The following is a 17662-nucleotide window of genomic DNA, read 5'->3' as shown; positions in this document are numbered from 1 at the left end:
CCGTCGTTTAAATCCATGACACTCTCCTGCTTGGTCGCTGAGAGTGGAGCAGATCCTCGGCGGGCTTTCAACCTTTCAAGGTCAGGCTTATAAAATCAATTGGTTATGGTTTTTGTCGTGTACAGAGGTGTAGGGCTTGTTATTAATCCATCTACTTATGTTGCAGATGAAGGAGAGCATTTCTTATTTGGAGGGGATATTGTTGAATTTGGGTTCAAGCTGGAAAATACAAGAAAACTTTCTAGGTCAGATAGTGAAAAGCTTCGTCAGTCAATGCTATTTGAAAATGACTTAGTTTGTGTGCGTGTTGGCTATCCTGGAGTTACTGCTGTAGTTCCAAAAGAATTGGAAGGCTCAAATTGTGCCTCTGTGATGATAATAAGGTGTGGTGATTTTAATTCAAGATGGCTATGCTATATTTTAAATAGCTGGGTTGGTAGGCAGCAGATTAATAAAGTGCAGTATGGGGCGGCTCAAAAACAGTTTAACATATCTGATGCTGTTAATTTTATGTTCCCTCTGCCATCAGATTATGATCAAGAGAAAATCACATTTTTCCTCGACCACGAAACTGCCAAAATCGACACCCTGATCGACAAACAGCAACAACTCATCAAGCTGCTGAAAGAAAAGCGTCAGGCGGTGATCAGCCATGCCGTGACCAAAGGGCTGAACCCTAATGTGCCGATGAAGGATTCCGGGGTTGAGTGGCTGGGGGAAGTGCCGGAGTATTGGGTAGTTACGCGGGCGAAATTTCTCTTTGATTTAATCACCAGTGGTTCTCGTGGATGGGCTGAGTTTTATGCTGATGAAGGTGCATTATTTTTTAGAATAGCCAACCTGACAAGAGACACTATTGAACCGAAACTTGAGTCTATTCAATACGTAAATCCACCTACAGGAGCTGAAGGTGGTAGGGCTGAAATTAGAAACGATGATTTGTTAATCTCCATAACTGCCGATCTTGGTTCTGTTTGTGTGACAAATAATGAGATCGAAGGTGGGTTTGTCAGTCAGCATGTTTCACTATGTAGACCAAATAATAAAGTTGCTGCTTCAAGGTGGCTTGGTTATTTTGTCCTATCAGATTGTGCAAAAGAACAATTACTTGGTTCAGGTTATGGTGGAACTAAGATTCAATTGAGTCTGGAGGATATTCGGGAATTGTGCATAGCTTTGCCTAGTGGTGATGAGCAGGCTCAAATTGCAAATTTCATTGACGTTGAACTAAGTAAATTCACAAAAATTATGGAAAAGGCGAATGCCCAAATTGGGTTGCTGCAAGAACGGCGGGCGGCACTGATTTCGGCGGCGGTGACAGGCAAGATTGATGTGCGGGGTTGGCAGGTTGAACAAAGACCCTCACCCCAACCCCTCTCCCAAAGGTAGAGGGGCTAAGAAAAACAACCTCTTACTCCCCCTCTACCTCTGGGAGAGGGAGCTGGGGGGTGAGGGTCTTCAGCGCAGTCCTAATAGCCTCTAATGTCTTGGACAGCGACTGTTCTATATCAGCATTCCAAAAGCGCAGAACCCGATAGCCCTGTGCGACCAAAAATTGGGTGCGGATGTGATCATATTCCACCTGATCAGCTTCAGCATGATGCGCACCATCCAATTCCACGATGAGTTTTTCAGCTCGGCAGACAAAATCCACGATGTAATAACCGATAGCATACTGGCGATGAAACTTATAACCATCCAGTTGACGATTACGCAATTGCTGCCACAAACACTGCTCTGCCAGCGTTTGCTGTTGGCGAAGCAGGCGGGATTTCTCACGGTTCGTTATCATCATGCCCTAACTCCTCTTACTCCCCTCTACCTCTGGGAGAGGGGGCGGGGGTGAGGGTCTTCAACTCCCCCTCCGTCACCAGCCGATAACTGGTGCTGCGCCCCTTCGCTGGATTCTGCACCAACACGCCCCACGCCACCAACGCGCCAATATCCCGCAATGCCGTATCCGTCGAGCATTTCGCCATCGTGGCGTATTTCGAGGTATTCATGTACCCCTCAAAATCACCCATCATCCGGTTCATAATCAGGCGTTGCCGCTCATTTACCGTGTGAAGGTGCAGGTGTTCCCACACCTTGGCCTTGTGCAATACCGCGCCCAACGCCGCTTCCGCATTAGCAATTGCCCGCCCCAAACACGCCAAAAACCAACTCAGCCAAGGGGTAATATCCAGCGAACCGCGTTGCTGGCATTCGAGTTGCTCATAATAATGTTTGCGCTCCGCCTCAATTTGCGCCGACATACTGTAAAAGCGTTGCGGGGTAGCATCCGCCCGCGCCAATGCCATATCAGCAATTGCCCGCGCAATCCGCCCATTGCCATCTTCAAACGGGTGCAGAGTGATAAACCAGAAATGCGCCACACCCGCTTTCAACACCGGGTCAAGACCGCCGTCATGCTCAAACCAGTCGAGAAACGCCGCCATTTCATCAGGTAGCCGGTTGGCATCCGGTGCTTCAAAATGCACCCGCCTGCGCCCAAATGACCCGGAGATAACCTGCATCGCTCCAGCAGAAGGCGGTCGCCACATCCCGACCATAATCGGTGTCATGCCACTAAAGCCACTCGGAAACAGCGCGGAATGCCAAGCGCACAAGCGTTCTTCGGTCAGCGGTTGCTGGTAAGCCTGCGTCGCATCCAGCAACACCTCGACAATGCCATTGATATGGCGGCTGGAGGGCAAATGACCGCCCTTATCCATCCCCAACTGGAGCGCAATCGAAGAGCGCACTTCCTCACGATCCAGTTGTTCACCTTCAATCGCGGAGGATTTCACCGCATCGCTGGTCAAGGTATTCAGGCTGGTTTCCATCTGGAGTGAAAACCCAAGGTGCGACATCCGCCCCAGCAAATGACCTTGTTGGTGGCGCAGTTGTGCCAGTGGCGCACTCAAGGCTTTGTCATCCCAGTGAAATTGAGGCCATTCAGGCTGTTCGTGTATCCATTTCATCGTAATCACCGCATCTTTTACGGTGTTTATAGCCGCTAATCACCGCAAGCGCAAGCCCAATCGCCGTATAATGTGCGGTGATTAACGCTGCTATTCACCGCAAGTTGTCGCTTGGCAGGGGAAGCTCCTAATCAGTTGTCCCCTTCCGGTATCAGGCCAGCGGGGGGCGATAGGTACTCAATGTGTTCCGGCTGAATAATGATCTGGATACTGCTTTGCCCAAGTGCCTTGCCGCTGCCATCCAGTAAACGTACAACTGGTTGGAATGCGCCCGTTTTGGAATATTTTTGCATGATGGATGAGCGCCATTCGCCAGAGGGTTGTTTGCTGCCATGATTGGCGGGGTGGCGGTATAGTTTACTGCCATCGCCAAAATCCCATTCAATGACGGAATCATCTTCCACGCCCCGGTAGAGGTACACAAACGTGTGCTCGACCTCGGCGTAGTCCATATCCAGCAGTTTGAGACTCACCGTTGAAGCACCTTCCAGTTGGATGACTTCAGTGCTTGTTGTCTCTGTCGGGTTTGTTTCAGGAGCGTCACCAATGACGGTGATTTGTTTTTCCACGCTGGCTGTTTGCCCGATATTGTCCTTGATCTTGAAGGTAACGGTAGTTTTGCCGGGTTCGTCGGGAGCCTGCCAATAGGCGAGCGCACCAGTGGGCAGAGCCAGCCCTTCGATATTGGTTGTGATGTAGTCGGGAATCCCGCCGCTGACACTGATTTCATAGGTTTCGTGTGCGCCAGTCTTGACGGTATCCGGGCCATCGACAGCCAGTTTGCCAAGCGGGCTGGCGTTGTTGATCAGCTTGTTGATGAACGCTTGTAAGGCTGCGACTTTTTCCAGCGTGGTTTTGAGTTCGGGATAATCGCGCAGGGATTTTTTTAGGATTTGCTGGGCATCTTCCACATAGGTCAGTGCCTGCGTCAGGTTGCGCTCCTGACGAACCCTCTGGAAGCCTTCCATGTAAGGAATACGTGCTTCAGCAATGATCGCGTTGGCTTGTTGCAGGTGTCCGGCATTGTTGATGTTTTGTTCCAGCTCCTGCATTTTTTCGTACAGGCCATCGCTAGGCATCTGGTGTTTGAAGTAAAACTTTTGCACCTTGGCGAGGTAGTTGCTGGCTTTTTGCAGTTCACCTGCCTTGATCAGTTCGTCGACCCTTATCATGCCACGGATGACATCCATGCGCAGTTCGATGTTAGCCCAGCGTTCTTTTTCAGCCGCATTGGCGCGATCCTGTTGCAGCAGGATGATTTCGGCAACCAGCTCGTTCACTTTGCCTGCCGACCAACTGAGTACCAGCCCGTGCAGGAAACCGCCGCCCAGTGCCTGAATAGCAAGACCGCCGCTGGTCTCCATCCCGTAACCAACCGCCGTGCCGGTCGCTTTCGCGGCTTTTTCTTCGGCACTGGCATCACCGAAAGCGATGTCATAGGCATCACTCAGCACGAATGCACCGTCGACAACGGTTCCCAGTGTCGTGTTCAGGCCATCGCCAGCAGCCTGTTTCCAGTCACTGGAAAACTTTTCAGCCAGCAGTTTGCGTGCAGCTTGCGCCCGGTTGGGGGGAAGGTTCTTGATGGCAGCGGAAAGCTTGTCAGCCAACTGACCGGAGAGTTTGCCTGTCTGGGTGATTTCCTGTTCTACCTGATTGAGGATAGTCAGGGTGCTACGTCCGGCAGCATCAGCACCATCCTGAGCCAGCCCGATAATTTTACGCAGGCTATCTTCACCTAGCCCCTTCAGGCTTGAGCTGCTGTTGTCCATGACAGTCTGGGCAAAGGCTTTGACACGTTTCTGGCTGACGAGTTGTTTCAGCTCACCGCTTTCAGCCATGCGTTTGATGCTGGCAGAGAAACGTTGCATGGCATCCAGATTGTGCTCCATCGCCATGAGGGAATTGCTGATTTCCTCAGCGGCCTTTTTTTCCAGTTCAGGGTCATTCAGGCGATGAATATAGGCCAGTAATCCGGTGATGGTTTTGGTAGCGGCCTTTTTGGTATCGCGGTCGAGAACTGCTGCGGCGTATTCCGCTTCGCTTTGGCTTTCCACCGCTAATACAGGCGTAATCAGGGTTGGCGCAATGCATAGCAGGGGAATGATCCAGTGGCGTTTATTCATGGCTTTCCAGCTCCCATTCGGCAAGGCGGGAGCCTTGGCTGGCGGCCTGTTTGCGCAAGGTATCGGCCTTGTTTTTATCCGGTTTGATCCAGAGTCCTGACTCGTATTCATTAGCCAGTTGCAGCATGGCGTTGGCATCGCCTGTTTTGGCTGCTTGCTGTAGTAATTCAATGGACTGGAGGGGATCGACTTGCCCGTTATAGCCCGTCTGGTAAGCGAGAGCCAGCACCGTCATGGCTTGTGGATTGCCTGCTTGCGCCTGCCCTTTCAGGGAACTGATCTTGGGGGATACTGGTTGCTCAGGTGCGGGTACGGGGGCATCTTCATCCTCAATGCCGACGATGCCATCAATCCCGGTAGTGTCGAGTTTAGCGGGTTTGCTGTCAGCTTCGGCCTGATTTGTCGGTGAGCCGGATGCGTTACGCAACTGCATGTAGCGGATGTGCGCCTGCTGGTACTCCTCCAGTGCCTGCAAAACATTCCCGGTTCCGGCATCCGTAGTCACCAGTTTGGTATAACGCTCGAAAGCTTCGTTGTAAGCGGCCTTGGCTTCCGTCAGTTCTGATGCTCCTGCCGGGAAGGTGGTCATGGCTCCCACAAACAGGGTGGCAAGCAGACGTTTGGTGTGAAACATGGCTTATGTTCTCGCTTGTTTTTTGTTGGTTTTGTCGCGTTCGGTTGTCCCGGTCAGCAGGCATTCCCTGACCGCGCTTGCAACCTCCGGGTATTGTTCGGGTGTGCAATGCAGACGTGCGACAGAACGCCAGCCGTTGAACAGGGTGATGGTGTGTGCATCGGGGTAGTAGGCCGCTTTATGCAGGTCTCGCCAGTGGTAGAAAGTCGTTTCCCTCGATTTTGCCAGCAGGCTGGCTCCTGCAACCGTGGGGTTGGCACTGAGTAGGCCGAACACGATGCCTGTCCGGTTAGCCCAGCGGGAGCGTTTGCCGAGGATTTCTGAAGTAACGCCCTTGCTGTTGAGGGTGTAACGTATTGGCATACGGTTGACGTAAAACACCAGCATAATGAACATCAGGCTAAGTGCGATGAGCGGTACAACGACGGCGAATACTTGTGCCATTTGCCAGCCGAGTCCCATTTCCCCGGTTAACAGGCCGAGCAATGAAAACAGCACAACAATGAGCGCGTAGGTGATGCTCATGATCTTGAGAAGATCAAACAGGACAAAACGATTGGTCAGAAGGGTAACATCGTGTTCCCAACGGAGTTCTGGGGTCGGCTGATTGTTCATGTTATTAAACCTCTAACAGACCAGCCTAACACCGTGACAGTGGTCTGATGATGATGAATATCAAAGTCCGTTATGAATGCGGATTGAGGAAGGGAGTTAACGGCGCAGCCGCAAAAGCATTTGGAATGAAAAATACCCCTGACATGCTAATATCCAGATAAATCGTCCTGCTTACAACCCCCGCAGGCTGCAACGAGGTATCGGGCTTGAACAAAACCAACGAACTCCCTTTCCAAAACGACGTGATCCAGCAGATGCTCGCCAATGGCTGGTTGCTGGGCAAACCCGAAGGCTACAACCGCCAACTGGCCTTGTACGGACGCGATTTGCTGGATTTCGTGCAAGCCACCCAAGATGCCCAATGGCAGAAATTCTGCACCATTTACCCGCACAACCCCGAACAGCATTTCCTCGAACGGGTCGCCGCGCAACTCGACAAGGTTGACCCCAACGCCGCCGCCAAAGAGATGCGCACCTTCGGCACACTCGGCGCATTGCGCCACGAATTACGCCATCGGGGAACCCGTTTCAGCCTGTGCCAGTTCAAACCCGAACATGACCTTAACCCCGACACCCTCGCCCGTTACCAGCAAAACCGCCTGCGCATTGTGCCGGAACTAATCTATTCCCCGTGGGCAACAAGCCGTTCCCTGAGCGGAGTCGAAGGGAATGAAGCCGAAGGGAAATCCAAACGCTGGCGCATTGATCTGGTGCTGTTCGTCAACGGTTTGCCCGTTGCCACGCTGGAGCTGAAATCCGAATTCAAGCAATCGGTCGAAAACGCCATCCGCCAATACCAAACCACCCGTTTTGCCATCGACCCCGAAACCCGCAAGCCCGAACCCTTGCTGACCTTCAAACGCGGCGCACTGGTGCATTTCGCCGTCAGCCAGTACGAGGTCTACATGAGCACCCGGCTGGAAGGCAAAGACACCTTTTTCCTGCCGTTCAACAAAGGCACGCACGATGGCGGCGCGGGCAACGACGTGCCGCAAGATGTCGACCGTTACGCTACCGATTACCTGTGGAACGAAGTGCTGCTGCCCGACAACCTGCTCAATATCCTTGGGCGTTTCGTGCATTTGCAGATTGAAGAGCGCGAAGATTGGGAAGGCCGCAAGTACAAAAAGGAAACCCTGATTTTCCCGCGTTACCACCAGTGGGATGTGGTCACGCGCCTGATTAGCACCGCCCGTGCCGAAGGGGCAGGGCATAAATACCTGATCCAGCACAGCGCGGGTTCGGGCAAGTCGAATTCGATTGCGTGGTGTGCGCACCAGCTTTCCGCACTCTACGACGCGGTGGGCAACAAGTGCTTCCATTCGGTGATTGTGATTACTGACCGCACGGTGCTGGATGCGCAGTTGCAGGACACCATCTACCAGTTTGAACATCAGGACGGCGTGGTCGGGCGCATCAATAACAAGGAAGGCGACGGTTCCAAATCCGAAAAACTGGCGCAGGCACTGGAACACGCGCAACCGATCATTATCGTCACCATCCAGACTTTCCCGTTTGTGCTCAAAGCCATCGAAAACAGCGTGAGCCTGAAACAGCGCAACTACGCCATCATTGCCGACGAAGCCCACAGTTCCCAAACTGGCGCGACTGCCCGCCAGCTCAAGGAAGTGCTGATGCTCGACAGCAAGGACGACGGCGAGGAAGAACTCAGCCCCGATGATATGCTGGATGCGATTGTGGCTTCGCGGCGCGGCTCGAATAACCTCAGCTATCTGGCCTTCACCGCCACCCCCAAGGATAAAACCCTGCAACTGTTCGGGCGTTGCCCCAACCCGGACTTGCCGCCCTCGCGCACCAACAAGCCGGAGGCGTGGCACGTCTACAGTATGCGTCAGGCGATTGAGGAAGGTTTCATCCTCGATGTGCTGAAGAACTACACCAATTACAAGGTTGCCTACCAGCTTGCCCTGAAAATCCAGACGCAGGATCAGGAAGTCGAAAGCAAACGCGCCAAGGTCAAACTCAACCAGTGGGTACGCCTGCACGATTACAATATCAGCCAGAAAGTGCGGGTGATCATTGAGCATTTCAAACAGCACGTCATGGGCTTGCTGGGCGGGCAAGCCAAGGCAATGGTCGTGACCAGTTCGCGCAAGGAAGCGGTGCGCTACAAGCTGGCGTTTGATGAATACGTCAAGAAGCAAGGTTACGCCGACATTCACGCGCTGGTGGCGTTTTCTGGTGAGGTCAATTTCAGTGCCAATGACCCCGACAGCAGCCCGTTGCTGGGCGAGAAATACACCGAGACCAATATGAACCCCGGCCTGAAAGGGCGTGACTTGCGATTGGCATTCGATACCAGCGACTATCAGGTGATGCTGGTTGCCAACAAGTTCCAGACCGGATTTGACCAGCCGAAACTGTGCGCGATGTACGTGGACAAGAAACTCGGCGGGGTGGAATGCGTGCAAACCCTGTCGCGCCTCAACCGCACCTTCCCCGTCAAGGCGCAAAGCGGCACGTTTGTGCTGGATTTTTTCAACGACCCGCAAGACATCCTCACCGCTTTCCAGCCCTATTACCAAACGGCGGAACTGGAAGATGTGTCTGACCCTGACCGGGTGTTTGACCTGTCGGACAAGCTACGCGCTGCGGGGATTTTCCACTGGCACGAAGTCGAGCAGTTTTTTAGCGCTTACTTCATCAAGAACAAGAGCAACGCGGCGATTGCCAATATCTGCAAACCGGCGGTGGAACGCTGGCAAAAGCGTTACCGTTCCGCTGTGGACGCTTACAAACTGGCATTGGACATTGCTGAACGCACCAAAAAGAGCGGTGATCCGGTACTGATTGCCAATGCCGACAATAGCCTGAAAGCCTGCAAAGCCGAGAAGGACGCGTTGGAAATCTTCAAAAAGGATTTGGGTACGTTCGTGCGTTTCTACGAATTCATGTCGCAAATTGTCGATTACGACGACCGCGATCTGGAAAAACTCAGCCTGTATGCCCGTAACCTGCGTCCCTTGCTACGCGACATCCTGCTGGAAGAAGACGAGATCGACCTGAACAATGTGGAACTCAGCCATTACCGCCTGACCCGCCTGAAACAGCAGGACTTGCAGCTCAAGGAAGACGCGGCGGAATACAAAATACGCCCCGGCACGGATGCAGGCAGTGCCAAAGCCAAAAGCCGCGAAGAAGCCTTCCTTTCCGCCATCATCGCCCGCCTCAATGAAGTGTTCGTCACCGACAAGCTGAGCGAGACGGACATGGTGAATTACGCCTACACCGTGCGCGACAAGGTGCGTGAAAACGGTCTGGTGATGCGCCAGCTTGCCAACAACAGTGCCGAACAAGCCATGCTCGGCGATTTCAGCCAAGCGGTGGATGACGCGATTATCGGCAGCAGCGAAGCGCACCAGAACCAGATGCTGCAATTGCTGGAAAACCCGGCAAAGACGCGGCAGTTTGCGCGGCTGATCTTTGAATTGTTGCAGGCAGGCGTAGGATCGGCTGCCTGATTGAATCTGTTAGATTTCTTATTATCAAACAAAAAGCCCTTGCAGATTGCTGCCTGCAAGGGCTTTTGCTATTTCATGACAGGTCACGAAACGATATATGGTGGTAAGGTGACACCATTATAGGATGCCCATTGTATTGTATTACAAAGACTTTTTAAGCTCATTTTTGCGCAGATACAGTGTTAAATACAGTCTTTGGAAAATCCACCCCCTTCTCTCCGCCCTAATTGCCCCATTTTTCACTCTATCCGTGTTTGCGACTGCGACAGTTGCGACAGTTGCGACAGTTGCGACAGTAATCGGTGCATAATTCGTAACCTTTTGTTTTTGAATGTATTCGTTTGTTCTTCCCCGTCGCTACACCTGTCGCGTATGCGGCTGCGACAGTTGCGACAGTTGCGACAGTAGAAGGACAGGTAGCCGAACTTAGTCGTGTGTGGCGGCTGGGGCTTGCGCATCTTGTACCCAACCACTATAAAGAAAGCTCATTAGTTACAGACTGGGGAAACACTATGGGGCAGAAACTCGAACTGGCGGAAGTAATGAAAGCGCTGCGCGAAGAAATCAAGCAAGCCGAATGGGCGGCGCAAGGACATGGCCTGAAGTTTAACCTCAACAACATCGAGGTGGAATTTCAGACGGTGGTGGAAAAGGAAGGCGGTCTTGAGGGTGGCATCAAGTTTTGGGTGCTGGAAGCTAAAGCCAGTGGAAAGTACAAAAAGTCAGCTACACAGAAGATCAAATTGAGTTTGACACCAAACCGGAATGATCCTGAAACTGGTGAGTCGACCAATGTTTTGTTATCCGATGATGAGTGATGGATACCACGCTCATTGCTAAAATCTTGCCGACTAAACAGGCTAAATACGGTGGTAAGCGGACTGTTGGTACGGGCTACCCGATTGGCAAGAACTTAGTACTAACCGCACGGCATGTGGTGGTGTTTCCTGAGCGCGATGAAACCAAACCGATTACGGTGGAATGGCCTGATCTTGGTCACAAGGATGAGAATGCAAAGATTGTGTTTGATGGTGGAGTTGATTGTGATGTCGCCATCCTAGAATGCCAGATTCCACCGCAAGCTCAAGTATCCCCATTACTGTTAGCGCGACAACCTCCCGTAGCACACGTTACGTGGGAAAGTTTTGGCTATCCTGCTATTGGCAAAGATGAGGATGGTGGGGATGTTAGGAAAAAAATTTCTGCGTTGGGGAAATTCCACGCACCTGATTCTGCCAGTCATGAAATCAGCCTGACTTCGGAGAGTGATGCACTGGAAAAGGCAGGTTGGCGCGGAATTTCTGGCGCACCCGTGTTTCATGGGAGAGTGTTGTATGCTGTGATCACGTCTACGCCAACAAATCGGGCAGCGTGTTTTAATGCTGTTTCCATTCCGTGGTTGTTGGCGGATAAATCCAGACCCAATTTCCGCGAGAGAGTTGGCATTGATGGAGTAGAACAGCACTTCGATTCCTCAATAAAGCACTTGCAGGATCACAGAGATGTCAAGGCATCCCTATATTTTCAAATTCGCCTGATTGATAATCATGTGATTGATTCACCTGAAAACATCATCCGTTATTTGGTACGTTTGACCATTCCGCAATTGCTTGGTGTTGTACGTGATGCGCAAAAAGCAAGTGCATCTTTATCTGTACGGCAGGAATTGGGAAATCTGGTGCGTTTGTTGTTGCCTTCGTTGTACGGTTTTGACTGTATTACTACCATTCGGGTAGCTAAGGGTAATGCCTCTGTTGGTATACTTGAAATTCCTTATGCAACTGAAATTTCCGCTGATATTTTGATGGCAGGTGTTGACCAACGGCCTGCGAATTTTTCAGTGAATAACCGCAAACAGTCAATGCCAGGGGCTTATCGTTTGTCATTGCCGCCGGAAACAGGGGCTGAAACGACAGACCAACAACAGCATGATATAGACGATGATTTATACCGCCGAATTTACGGTGGTGTTGATTTGGATGCGATACAAATCGCACTGGATGAACATTTGTACAAAAATATTTATCCTCGCCTTCGTCCTCCTCGTACACCTGTACCCGAAGTAAAAAAGAAGTTGGTGAGAGCATGGTTTGAGGATGATGCCACTGAAAAACGCCCCAGCTATTATTGGCTATTAAATTTGTCAGGTAACGAAGAAGATGATGTACGTCTTCAGCAATTGGCACAGGGATTAAAAGCTAGTTACCCGCATATTACGCTGCTTAGTTTGGATATGGATGAGAGCGGTGATCGTCAAATAATGGAAAACCGTACTTTTAATCTGCTGGCAGACACTTCTGTTGGCGAATAACCCGGAGATACCATGCAATTGCTTGATCCTAACCTGAAAACCATCGAAGTCACCAATGATGTTGGTGATACCGTGTGCCATGTGCTGGATAGCGATATGGTCAATGCGGTGAATGCCGCGCTTGCGATTAACCGCCCGTTACTGATCTGGGGTGAGCCGGGTATTGGAAAAAGCCAGTTAGTGAAAGCAGTGGCAAAAGAACTGTCGCGTCCGTTCCTGCATTTTGTGGCGGATGCCCGGACTGAAGCCCGTGACCTGTTATGGCATTTCGACGCAGTAGCACGTTTGGCAGAAGCCCAATTAAACCGAAATCCTGCTCCCCAAGGTGAAGCTGACCCGTTGGCGATTGAAAATTTCATTGTGCCGGGGGTGATGTGGTGGGCATTGAATTGGGAGTCTGCCCAAAAAATGGCAAAACAGTGCAAGCGAAAAGAACCTGATATTGCTGGGCGCAAGGTCGAAAATGGTGTGGTAGTACTGATTGATGAAATCGACAAGGCGGATACTGATGTGCCCAATGGTTTGTTGGAAGCCTTGGGTTCAAGCCGTTTCCACCCCCAAGGTCTGGATGAGCCAGTGACTTGTTGCGGACAAAAGCCATTGGTGATGATTACCACCAATGAGGAGCGTTCATTACCGGATGCTTTCCTACGCCGTTGCCTGTCGTTGCACCTGTCTTTTCCTGCTGAATCAGGCGAACAACAAGCGTTTTTGGTGAAACGTGCGGAACAAAATGCGGCTTATTTCCCCGAGTTGAACACGGCAGTATTTACGGAAGCGGCGGCGATGTTGGTGGAAGACAGGCAATACGCCAAAGGCAGGGGATTTTACCCATTGCCGGGGCAAGCCGAATATTTCGATATGCTGCGTGGCATCCAGCGTTTAAGCCAGCAAACCAGCAAACCAGCAACGGATTACATCAAGGAATTGCGGACGTTTACGTATCAGAAACATCCGGGATTTCACGCTGAACGCACATGAGTAAGCCACGCCACCGCAGAAGTCAGTTAAACCGCGCCGACTTGTTGGGCTTGTCGGTGCTTGGGGAACAATCCGCTTTACAGTACCTTGCGGGGCAGTTGGGGCTGGAGCAGCAGCCACTTGTTGATAGTTACTTAGGGATAACGGGTGTAACGTGTGCTGAGAGTGAATCCGTTGCCCCGTTATTCACGCCCGCTGCTGTTATTTGTGAAGGGCTGAAACCAGAAGTGGGTTTTTGGTTGTTGGAACGGCGTGAGGCTACGGTGTTAGAGGCTGCGGATAGCGATAATACCGATTTCTCAGCCCCTGTTGGTTGGACAAGCCGCCCGCAAACTAAACCCGCCTATTACCCGTTGGTATCCCCACGTTCCTTGTTGCCGCGCTTATTTCATCATTTAAAACATCAGCGTGTGGGGCGTGAGTTGGATGTGGACGCTGTGATGAAAAAGCTGGGGCGTGGTGAATACCTGTATCACATCCCCCGTGCCAGCCGTCGCAGCTTGGGGCGGCATTTGCATATCATTGACGACCACCATTTGCACTTGACACCCTACTGGTTGGATCAAGGGTTATTTGCCAATTTGCTGGAATCCTATTTGCCTGACTATGCCAATAGCCGGGATTTATTGGTCGATGGGCAAATGAGTGATTGGGTATTACCGCCGGAAGGCAGTGTCGTGCTGGTGTTCAGTGATTTGGGGGCATTGTCAGAGAATCCGGCGGAACAGGTGGCTATGTGGTTGCGGATAGGGGCAATGTTGCAACGCATGGACTGCAAATTGATTGCGGTTGTGCCATGTCACCCGGAAGCCTGTGATTCGCGTTTACGTGCGTTGTTTAATTTGGAGCCGTGGGAACCCTTGCGGCAACTGGATAAGCGGGATAAGGGCACGCGCCGCGAACAAGCGGGTGAATTGCTGCATTTGTTAGCACCTGCTATCCGCTTAGAACCGGGTTTGTTGCGTAGTGTCAGGCTGGCAGTAGCCCAACATGGTTATAACTTCGACGCTAGTGTGGAAGCGGCGGTTTGGCAACACCCTGATATGCTGGAGCTTTCCAGCGTGGCGGCAACCCCCAACCCTGCGGCAAGAAGCCAATGGCTGGAACGGTTTGGTGCGTTACCTGACCCCCTCAAGCAAACGGTGTTGGACATCATCCGCCAATGGCGGTCGCCCCTGCGGGAACAGGTCTGGTTTGAAGAGATAAGTAGTTTGGATGCAAGCTCGCGTCAGGTTGTCCCTCAAGCTGACCTTGTTGACGCTAACCAGTATTTTAGGCAACTGAGCCAGCGTTATGACGGTGATAATGCGGAAGTGCTGGCGGATGTGGCTACACGTTCATGGTTTCGGCGTATGGAAAAGCGTCTGCCTTTGGCTGCGTGGGACTTACCCGAAGTGGGGACAACACTGCAACAGATTGCGGTGCAAGTGCATAAACATGAGCAGGTATATCATGCTGATTACCCCATAGACCCTGCAAAATTACCAAGCAGCCATTCAAAAGAGCAAACGTTGGCATTAGTCCAACAAGGCGAAGTCCTATTTGTTGTTGCAACTTCCGCTATTAATCAGTTGTTGGGAAAAGTTAAGGGCAATGGCTTGGTTGGCGAGGGAATAATAGGGGGAAGGGCTGTCGTAGGTGGTGTTGCGCTAGGAGGGGCAATAGGAGGGGCAATAGGAGGGGTGCTAGGAGGAATGTTGGGAGGAGTGCTAGGAAGCGCTGCATCGAAAACCATCTCATCTACGCTAGGTGATAATGTACTGGGAGATGTGTTAGGGAACGCCGCATCGAAGACGGTTTCATCCGTTGTAGGCGGGGTTGGTGGTGCTGTACTGGGAGAAGTTCTAGGAAACGTCGCATCAAAGATTATCTCATCGGATGCTCTTATTTCAGGCAGTTATTTGGGGTCAATAAAGTTACGTCGAGGTTTGTTATATGTAGAAGCTGTTGATGCTACGAGTGGAACGGTGATTCGACATTCACTGCAATTTCAAGCAGGGCAGATGACCGAACCGCTTTGTGTGTTGACAAAGGCTGCGGCTCGGGTAGTTCGCGGCGATATGGAGACCTTATATTTCAGGCAGGTGCAACGACCAACTTGGGCAGACAGCATCGGGCGCGATGCCGAAGGCTTATTCATCGAGCACCACTGTCTAGGCAACCACTACCGTTCCTATTGGCAACCCCCAACAATCGACGGGGCAGGGCATTGGCAAGGCTTCCCACCCGGCGACATCGGCACAGATAACTACGGCCTCTACGCCGACCTCGACATAAAAGGTATCACCCAACGCTTCCGCTGGATCGAACCCGGCACATTCCTCATGGGTTCTCCCGAATCCGAAGCCGAACGCTACGGCGATGAAGTTCAACACCAAGTTACCCTAACCCAAGGTTTCTGGCTGGCAGATACCACCGTTACCCAAGCCCAATGGCAAGCGGTCATGGGTAACAACCCCAGCCGTTTCAGCGATAACCCTAACAACCCCGTTGAGCAAGTAAGCTGGAACGACATTCAAGATTTCCTCCAAAAGCTCAATGCGCTTATTCCCAGTCTACAAGCTAAACTCCCCACCGAAGCCCAATGGGAATATGCCTGTCGTGCTGGTACGACTACGCCGTTTTCGTTCGGCGATAACATCACCCCGGAACAGGTGAACTACGAGGGTAATTATCCCTACGCAGGTGGCAAAAAAGGTCTATATAGAGAAAAAACTGTCCCGGTCAAATCCCTTCCAGCCAACCCGTGGGGTTTGTTTGAGATGCACGGCAACGTGTGGGAATGGTGTCAGGATGTGTGGCAAGAAAAATTACCGGCTTCGCCGGTTACAGACCCGGAGGGTGTCGCCGGAGGCGACAAAGCAGGCGTTGAGCGCGTCGTTCGCGGCGGCTCGTGGGGCGACTTCGGCGGGAGCTGCCGTTCTGCCTACCGTTTCAGGTACGAGCCTGATGGCCGTAGCGACAGCGGCGGGGGCTTTCGCTTGATTTTAGGTCATTTTGAGCTAAGGCCGGGCAGGGCGGCGGAGCCGCAAAACAGGCAAGAGCGGACGGCGCAGACACGGACAGACGTGGCGCGGGCGACACGGCAGGCCGTGGCAGCACCGGGAGCGGGCAAATCAAGGAAAAAACCTAAGAAACGCAAATGAAGCAGAAATTTTTCAAAATCCCGGTAGCAACCCCGGAAGACATCGAAGCCGACCTCAACGCCTTCTGTGACCAGCACCGCATCAGCAACGTCGACAAGCATTTTGTCGCCGATGGCGCAAACAGCTTTTGGGCAGTTTGTGTCACGTGGTCAGACAATGAAGGCTCGTTGGCAGGCAGCAACCTCAAGCGCAATACCAAAACCAGCGGCAAGATCGACTACAAAGAAGTGCTGAGCGACGACGATTTCACCCTCTATTCCCGCCTGCGCGAATTGCGCAAAACGACCGCCGAGCGTGATGGTATCCCCCCTTATAACGTTTTCACCAATGAACAGCTTGCCGCCATCGTGCAACGCCGCATCAGTAGCAAGTCAGCCTTGATGGATGTAGAGGGTATTGGGCAAACCCGCGCCGACAAATACGGCGATGCTTTCATCGAATGCCTGCAAACGCACCTGCCGCCTGCCGATGAAACGCACCCTCATCACGCTTGAAGCCATTGCTGAGCGCAAAAATCTCATTGAGGCTTTCCGTAAAGCCGCCAAAGGCAAACGCCATCGCGGTGACGTGCAAGCCTTCATGCAGGATTTTGACAACAACCTCAACCATCTTGGTATCGACATCCGCGCAGCCCGCCTGCCTTACGGAAAATTCCGCGCCTTCCAGATTCATGACCCGAAAAAACGCCTGATCCACGCAGCCTGCTTTGAAGACCGCATTTTCCACCACGCCTTGATGAACCTCGCCGGGGAAGTTCTGGAACGTGCCATGATGCCCACCAGTTACGCCTGCCGCGTCAATAAAGGTGTCCACAAAGCCGCACAACAAGTTCAGCAACACCTGTGCCAATATGCGTATTACGCCAAGATCGACATCAGCGGCTATTTTGCCTCCATTGACCACGAACGCCTGTTGCCAGTCCTGATGTGCCGTTTCAAAGGGGCGGAATGTGAAGCACAACTACAGCGGATACTTATCCTGCAAGGCGCTATCCGCCTCAGCCGTCGGCGCAAACGTCGCTACCAGCAACGGCGGCAATACTGGGAACAGCTTTACCTGAACGGCATGATTGACACCAACCAGCTACAGCTTGCCCATGCGGCTGTCCATGCCATTGTGGCTGGCACGGATAGCCTCGCATGGCGACAGGAAAACTTGCGCCGCCACCCACCCTTAGCGGTATGATAACGCTGGGTGACAGATCGAAAGCAGGCGTTAAGCGCGTCATTCGCGGCGGCTCGTGGAACAACAACGGCAGGAACTGCCGTTCTGCCTACCGTAACAGGAACGAGCCTGATGACCGTAACAACAACCTTGGCTTCCGTTTGCTTTTAGCTCAACACGCCGTTGGAATGGGTGTGAATGACCAGATCGTCATCCAGTCTTGTGGGCAACCGTAAGCAA

General features: G+C 52.2%; 14 protein-coding genes. 9 read left to right on the top strand and 5 right to left on the bottom strand.

What is annotated here, in order from left to right:
* Positions 1 to 117 precede the first annotated feature (117 nt).
* On the top strand, positions 118 to 1389 hold the full coding sequence (locus tag PHE17_RS19790) for a restriction endonuclease subunit S (protein ID WP_301017647.1): 1272 nt from the start codon (positions 118 to 120) through the stop codon (positions 1387 to 1389).
* Between the two features lie 22 nt (positions 1390 to 1411).
* Here PHE17_RS19790 and PHE17_RS19785 read toward each other — a convergent pair whose 3' ends face one another.
* The 5 genes from PHE17_RS19785 to PHE17_RS19765 all read right to left on the bottom strand — a co-directional run bounded on the left by PHE17_RS19785 (position 1412) and on the right by PHE17_RS19765 (position 6338).
* Positions 1412 to 1795 carry a DUF559 domain-containing protein gene (locus PHE17_RS19785; protein ID WP_301017646.1) on the bottom strand — a complete coding sequence of 128 codons (384 nt, stop codon included), beginning with the start codon at positions 1793 to 1795 and terminating at the stop codon, positions 1412 to 1414.
* Positions 1796 to 1808: 13 nt separating this feature from the next.
* The gene (locus PHE17_RS19780) at positions 1809 to 2963 is read right to left on the bottom strand and encodes a Fic family protein (protein WP_301017645.1); all 1155 of its coding nucleotides are present in this window, start codon (positions 2961 to 2963) and stop codon (positions 1809 to 1811) included.
* A 131-nt stretch (positions 2964 to 3094) separates the two neighbouring features.
* On the bottom strand, positions 3095 to 5089 hold the full coding sequence (locus PHE17_RS19775; protein ID WP_301017644.1) for a hypothetical protein: 1995 nt from the start codon (positions 5087 to 5089) through the stop codon (positions 3095 to 3097).
* Positions 5082 to 5723: a hypothetical protein gene (locus PHE17_RS19770; protein ID WP_301017643.1), complete on the bottom strand. Its 642-nt coding sequence runs from the start codon at positions 5721 to 5723 to the stop codon at positions 5082 to 5084. Before PHE17_RS19770 ends, PHE17_RS19775 begins: the two co-directional genes overlap by 8 nt.
* A gap of 3 nt (positions 5724 to 5726) precedes the next feature.
* The gene (locus PHE17_RS19765; RefSeq protein ID WP_301017642.1) at positions 5727 to 6338 is read right to left on the bottom strand and encodes a hypothetical protein; all 612 of its coding nucleotides are present in this window, start codon (positions 6336 to 6338) and stop codon (positions 5727 to 5729) included.
* Positions 6339 to 6544: 206 nt separating this feature from the next.
* Here PHE17_RS19765 and PHE17_RS19760 point away from each other — a divergent pair, with 206 nt between their 5' ends.
* The 8 genes from PHE17_RS19760 to PHE17_RS19725 all read left to right on the top strand — a co-directional run bounded on the left by PHE17_RS19760 (position 6545) and on the right by PHE17_RS19725 (position 17658).
* Positions 6545 to 9820, top strand: a complete 3276-nt coding sequence (locus PHE17_RS19760) for a DEAD/DEAH box helicase family protein (protein WP_301017641.1) — start codon at positions 6545 to 6547, stop codon at positions 9818 to 9820.
* A 512-nt stretch (positions 9821 to 10332) separates the two neighbouring features.
* Positions 10333 to 10638 carry a trypco2 family protein gene (locus PHE17_RS19755; protein ID WP_301017640.1) on the top strand — a complete coding sequence of 102 codons (306 nt, stop codon included), beginning with the start codon at positions 10333 to 10335 and terminating at the stop codon, positions 10636 to 10638.
* Positions 10638 to 12131 carry a trypsin-like peptidase domain-containing protein gene (locus tag PHE17_RS19750; protein WP_301017639.1) on the top strand — a complete coding sequence of 498 codons (1494 nt, stop codon included), beginning with the start codon at positions 10638 to 10640 and terminating at the stop codon, positions 12129 to 12131. Before PHE17_RS19755 ends, PHE17_RS19750 begins: the two co-directional genes overlap by 1 nt.
* A 12-nt stretch (positions 12132 to 12143) precedes the next feature.
* The gene (locus PHE17_RS19745) at positions 12144 to 13112 is read left to right on the top strand and encodes a MoxR family ATPase (protein ID WP_301017638.1); all 969 of its coding nucleotides are present in this window, start codon (positions 12144 to 12146) and stop codon (positions 13110 to 13112) included.
* Positions 13109 to 16258: a formylglycine-generating enzyme family protein gene (locus PHE17_RS19740; RefSeq protein ID WP_301017637.1), complete on the top strand. Its 3150-nt coding sequence runs from the start codon at positions 13109 to 13111 to the stop codon at positions 16256 to 16258. The genes PHE17_RS19745 and PHE17_RS19740 overlap by 4 nt, the downstream gene beginning before the upstream one ends.
* Positions 16255 to 16752 carry an HRDC domain-containing protein gene (locus PHE17_RS19735; protein WP_301017636.1) on the top strand — a complete coding sequence of 166 codons (498 nt, stop codon included), beginning with the start codon at positions 16255 to 16257 and terminating at the stop codon, positions 16750 to 16752. Before PHE17_RS19740 ends, PHE17_RS19735 begins: the two co-directional genes overlap by 4 nt.
* Positions 16727 to 17443 carry a hypothetical protein gene (locus tag PHE17_RS19730; RefSeq protein WP_301017635.1) on the top strand — a complete coding sequence of 239 codons (717 nt, stop codon included), beginning with the start codon at positions 16727 to 16729 and terminating at the stop codon, positions 17441 to 17443. The genes PHE17_RS19735 and PHE17_RS19730 overlap by 26 nt, the downstream gene beginning before the upstream one ends.
* Complete coding sequence (locus tag PHE17_RS19725; protein WP_301017634.1) at positions 17398 to 17658, top strand: SUMF1/EgtB/PvdO family nonheme iron enzyme; 261 nt, start codon at positions 17398 to 17400, stop codon at positions 17656 to 17658. Before PHE17_RS19730 ends, PHE17_RS19725 begins: the two co-directional genes overlap by 46 nt.
* The last annotated feature ends 4 nt before the right edge of the window (positions 17659 to 17662 follow it).

Origin of the sequence: Thiothrix sp., assembly GCF_028714775.1 — a bacterium.
In the GTDB taxonomy this organism is placed as follows: domain Bacteria; phylum Pseudomonadota; class Gammaproteobacteria; order Thiotrichales; family Thiotrichaceae; genus Thiothrix.
The sequence above is the reverse complement of the archived record's forward strand: the minus strand, read 5'-3'. Positions and strand labels throughout refer to the sequence as shown.

Coding starts and splice junctions, on each gene's coding strand:
- PHE17_RS19785 (WP_301017646.1), bottom strand. CDS start 1,795: ATGATGATAACGAACCGTGAGAAATCCCGCCTGCTTCGCCAACAGCAA.
- PHE17_RS19780 (WP_301017645.1), bottom strand. CDS start 2,963: ATGAAATGGATACACGAACAGCCTGAATGGCCTCAATTTCACTGGGAT.
- PHE17_RS19775 (WP_301017644.1), bottom strand. CDS start 5,089: ATGAATAAACGCCACTGGATCATTCCCCTGCTATGCATTGCGCCAACC.
- PHE17_RS19770 (WP_301017643.1), bottom strand. CDS start 5,723: ATGTTTCACACCAAACGTCTGCTTGCCACCCTGTTTGTGGGAGCCATG.
- PHE17_RS19765 (WP_301017642.1), bottom strand. CDS start 6,338: ATGAACAATCAGCCGACCCCAGAACTCCGTTGGGAACACGATGTTACC.
- PHE17_RS19755 (WP_301017640.1), top strand. CDS start 10,333: ATGGGGCAGAAACTCGAACTGGCGGAAGTAATGAAAGCGCTGCGCGAA.
- PHE17_RS19750 (WP_301017639.1), top strand. CDS start 10,638: ATGGATACCACGCTCATTGCTAAAATCTTGCCGACTAAACAGGCTAAA.
- PHE17_RS19745 (WP_301017638.1), top strand. CDS start 12,144: ATGCAATTGCTTGATCCTAACCTGAAAACCATCGAAGTCACCAATGAT.
- PHE17_RS19740 (WP_301017637.1), top strand. CDS start 13,109: ATGAGTAAGCCACGCCACCGCAGAAGTCAGTTAAACCGCGCCGACTTG.
- PHE17_RS19735 (WP_301017636.1), top strand. CDS start 16,255: ATGAAGCAGAAATTTTTCAAAATCCCGGTAGCAACCCCGGAAGACATC.
- PHE17_RS19730 (WP_301017635.1), top strand. CDS start 16,727: ATGAAACGCACCCTCATCACGCTTGAAGCCATTGCTGAGCGCAAAAAT.
- PHE17_RS19725 (WP_301017634.1), top strand. CDS start 17,398: ATGGCGACAGGAAAACTTGCGCCGCCACCCACCCTTAGCGGTATGATA.